This window comes from Streptomyces sp. URMC 123 (genome assembly GCF_051386515.1).
Lineage (GTDB): Bacteria > Actinomycetota > Actinomycetes > Streptomycetales > Streptomycetaceae > Streptomyces.
Map to the genome: position 1 here is coordinate 1 of NZ_JBPQTV010000436.1, position 4,339 is coordinate 4,339.

The window sequence follows — 4,339 nt, forward strand, 5'->3', positions numbered from 1 at the left end:
TTCCCGGCCGCTGGGCCGGGGGTGGGCGCCGCGGTCGCGGCGGCGGGCGCCGTGGCCGTACGGGTCGCGTCCGGGGCGAGCGCCGTCGTACGGTCCCCCTTCGGCCGGGCTCCCCGGCCGCGCTCGCCCCGCTGCCCCCGCTGGCGGCGCTCGCGGGCCAGGGCCACCAGGAACGCGACGGTCTGGGTGGCGGTGCGGCCGCGCTGCCCCAGCGCCGGGACCTCGTCCGGCTCGCAGACGACCTCGATCAGATGCGGGCCGGGCTCGGCGTGCGCGCGGCGCAGCGCGCCGGTCAACTCCTCGGGCGTGGCGGCGCGATGGGCGCGCACCCCCCAGGCGCGGGCCGTCTCGGCGATGTCGCCGTTGTGCAGGGCGCAGGAGTCCTCGGGCCAGCCCATGATCTCCTGCTCGAACCGGACGGCGCCGAGCCGGCGGTTGTTGAAGACGAGGACGACGACATGGTCCTCGGTCGCGGCCAGGGTGCCCAGCTCGCTCATCGTGATGGCGAGCCCGCCGTCCCCGACGGCGGCTATCACCGGCCGGCCGCCGCTGAGCGGGGCCACGGCCAGCGCCGCCGGGAGCGCGAAGCCCATGGTGGCGAAGGAGCTGGTCCAGACGAACCGCTGCCGCCCGCGCAGATAGCGGTACATCCAGAAGGTCACGAGCCCCACGTCGACCGTGACCACGTACGGGTCGCGCTCGCCGAACTCGTCCAGCACGGCCAGCGGGACCGCGGACTGCTCGACGCTGCCGGTCCGGGGGTAGGGGAGGGAGGTGGTCCGGCGGAACCAGGCCGCGTACTCCTCCTGGCGCTCGCGCAGGAAGCGGGCCCTGGTGCCGGTGCCGGTGCCCGCGCCCGTACGCGCGCCGGCGCTCGTATCCGTACGCGCGCCCATGCCCGTACGCGTGCCCGTGCCCGTGTCCGTACGCGCGCCCGTACGGGCCGCCGACACGAGCGCCACCAGCTCCTCCAGCGTGGGCCGGACGCTGCCGTGCAGGGCCACGGCCACCCGGTCGGAGGCGCCCAGCGCGGTGAGGTCGCTGTCGACCTGCACCATGGCGAAGTCGCCGGGCATGTCGAAGGCGGAGGAGCCCCGGGCGGACACGCCGAGGGAGAGCAGGACGTCGCAGCCGCGCAGCGTGGAGTCGGCCGACCGGTGCCCGGAGGAGCCGATGCCGCCCACGTAGTGCGGATGGGAGCCGTCCACGGCGTCCCGGCCCGGCATGGTGGTGACGATCGGCGCCTGGAGCAGCTCGGCCAGCGCCTCCACGAGGTGGCCGCTGCCCTGCGCGCCGCGGCCGGCGAGGATGGCCGGCCGGCGGGCGCCGATCAGCCGCCCGGCCGCGGCGGCGAGCGCGTCCCGGGGCGGGACCAGGACCGGTGGCGGCTCGATCGCCGGGAGGGTGACGGCGGCGGTGCCGTGGTCCTCCCCGAGGCCGAGGCCCTTCCCGAGCGGCTCCGCGAACGCCTCCGCGGTGATCTCCAGCAGGCATACGCCGCCCGACTCGGCCGTCTCGGCGACGAGCCGCGCCGCTCCGGCCAGCGCCTCGGCGCCGTCCACGCGATGGGCGCGCGCGAAGCCGCCGAACAGCCGGCGGCCGTCCACCGGGCCGGGCGCGGCGCCGACCGCGACGACCACCAGGGCCGCGTGGTCGTAGGCCGCGTCGTACGCGCCGTTGACCTGGAGCAACAGCTCCGCGGCGGAGGCGACCACGGCCACCCCCGGCGCCCGCGAGAACTTGGCGTCGGCGGAGGCCATCATCGCCGGGGACTCGGTGTGCCGGGCCGTGCTCACGGTCAGCCCCGCGGCGCGCAGCGCCTCGGCCATCGCCGCCGAGCCGTGGCCGCGGGAGCGGTAGGCCCGTTGGGCGCCCGCGGCGGCCAGCAGACGGGCGACGTGGCCCCCCACGGTGTCCGGCCCGGGAGCGGTGCCGGTCGCGGCAGCGGTTACGGGGGTGAGTTCGGTTACGGGTGCGGGGTCCGATTCGGGCGCGGGTACGAGCGTGGGCGCGGGCGCGTTTCCTGAGCGCGCGTCCCCGGCGTGCGCGCCGGCGGGAAGGGACAGCACCAGCGCCCCGCCGCCCGCGGACCGCAGCACCTCCGCGGCCTCCTCCGGCCCACCGGCCCGTACCGACCGCAGCCCCACGGCCCGCGCCATCCGGTCGATGTCCACCCCGCCCGGCGCGTCCAGGCAGACCACCGTCACCGGCAGGTCGAGAGCGGCGAGCGTGGTCAGTTCCGCGGCGAAGTCCTCGATCAGCAGCGCGTCCGTCACCGCCACCACCGGTCGCCGGGGGGCGGCGAGGGCGGCGCCGATCGCCGCCGGCAGCGCGTACCCGCGTGCCCCGAGCGCGAAGGAGGCGCACAGGAGCCGCCCGGCCGGCCGCAGCGCGGTGAACGCCTCGTCCAGCAGGACCCCGCTCTCCAGGGTGATCACCGCGTCGTCGGGCAGGGCCGCGTCGAGCGCGTCCCACACCGGGCGGTGGGCGGGGGGCGCCCCCAGCAGCCGGGGGAGCGCGCCCATCGCCTCCGCGCCGACCGCCTTCGCGCCGGCCGCCCCCGTACCGCTCGCCTCCGTACCGATCCGCTCCGCCACGCCGGTGAGCAGGTCCTCCAGCTCTCCCAGCACCCGGAGCCAGCCGGCGGGCTTGGGGGTGGGCGACTCCTCGGGCGGGCCGATGTGGACGACCCGCGGGTGGTCGCCCACCAGGCCCCGGGCCGTCTCCGTCAGGCTGCCCAGCACCAGGACGGCGGGCGCCGACCGGAGCGCCTCGGCCACGCCGTCCCGGTTGCGCTCCAGCACGCGGACCAGCCGGCCGCCGGCCTCCCGGCCTTCCCCGTTCGCCTCGCCCCGCTCGGGGACGCAGCGGTGGCCCTGCGGGGTGACCAGCACCGGGCAGTCGGCCCGCTCGGCCAGCTTCCACAGCGCCGGCACCGGAGCGTCGACGGAGGCGACCAGGACACAGAAGCCGGCCTCCGCCAGCCGGGCCCCGGCGGCGGACACCGCCGCCTTGTCATCGGCCCGCGCCGGCCGGGGGAGTGCGGTCGGCGCGGGCCTGCGCCCGGTCACGGGCGCGGTCAGGGTGGTCGAGCACAGCGCCAGGTGGGAGGGGCCGCGCAGCAGCAGGCTCTCCCGTACGACCTGGCGCAGCAGCGGGGTCTGCGCGGGCACGGTGACGGTGTGGTTGCGCAGGACGGCCCCGTCGAACAGGGCAGGGCTGTCCACCTCCTGGAACGTGCGCAGGCCGAGCTGCTCCGCGGGCACCTGCCCGGTCAGCGCCAGGAACGGCGCCCGGTCGGCGCGGGCGTCGTACGCGCCGAGGGCGAGGTGCGTCGCCCCCGGCCCCGCGGTGCCCGCGCACACCCCCAGGCGGCCGGACACCTTCGCGTACGCCGACGCCATCAGGGCGCCCGCGCCCTCGTGCCGGACGGGCACGAACCGGACCCCGGGGTGCCGTCGTACGGCGTCCACCAGGGGGTTCACCGACTCGGCCGCCATGCCGAAGACCGCCCGGGCGCCGGCCCGGGCCAGCTCCGCCACCAGCGCGTCGGCGAATCGGGGGCGGCCCAGCACCTCGGCGTAGATGTGCTTGTTCACCTGCATCGGTTGCCTCCGGTCGCATCGGGTGCGATGGGGGTGGCGGAGGGGTCCTCGGCCCGGGCGAGGTGCAGCCGGGCGATTCCTCCGGTGAGCGGTAGATGGCGGTGGCCGGTCAGCCCCGCGGACGCGAACAGGGCCCGGATCGACTCGACCCCGCGGTAGCCGACGATCTCGTCGCGCAGATGGGCGTAGGCGCCCGCCCGACGGGACCGCCCCAGCAGGGCGAACAGGCCGAGGCCGGCGAGGTAGAGCCGGCGGGCCACGGGGCCGTCGGGCACGGAGAGCTCCAGCAGCAGGAGCGCTCCGCCGGGGCGCAGCACGCGCCGCATCTCCCGGACGGCCCGTTGGCGGTCGGGCAGGTCGTCGATCGCGAAGGCGACACAGACGGCGTCGAAGTGGTGGTCGGGGAAGGGCAGGCGCTCGGCGCCGGCGAGCACGAGGTGGCAGCGGCCGGCCGCGATCTCGGGGCGGAGGCGCTTGCGGGCCACGGCGAGCATGGAGGTGTTGATGTCGCAGCCGACGACATGGATCGTGCGGTTCCGGCGGAGCAACGCCCGGGCGAGGGCGCCGGTGCCGGTGGCCACGTCGAGCACGCGGGCGCCGTCGGGCAGTCCGGCGGCGGTGGCCGTACGGCGGCGCCAGGAGCGGTCGAAGCCCAGGCTGAAGAGGGAGTTGAGGCTGTCGTAGTACGGCGCGACGCGGTGGAAGAGCTGTTGGGGGGTGCGGGGGCGCTCGGG

2 protein-coding genes are annotated in these 4,339 nt (G+C 77.5%); both read right to left on the minus strand.

Features of this window, described 5'->3' with window-relative positions; genetic code table 11:
- A partial coding sequence (locus ACSNOD_RS28830; protein ID WP_436770016.1) for a thiamine pyrophosphate-dependent enzyme occupies window positions 1–3,605 on the minus strand: 3,605 nt, incomplete at its 3' end.
- Window positions 3,596–4,339: ubiquinone/menaquinone biosynthesis methyltransferase (locus ACSNOD_RS28835; protein ID WP_436770017.1), on the minus strand; the 744-nt coding region annotated here is incomplete at its 5' end. The genes ACSNOD_RS28830 and ACSNOD_RS28835, both read right to left, overlap by 10 nt.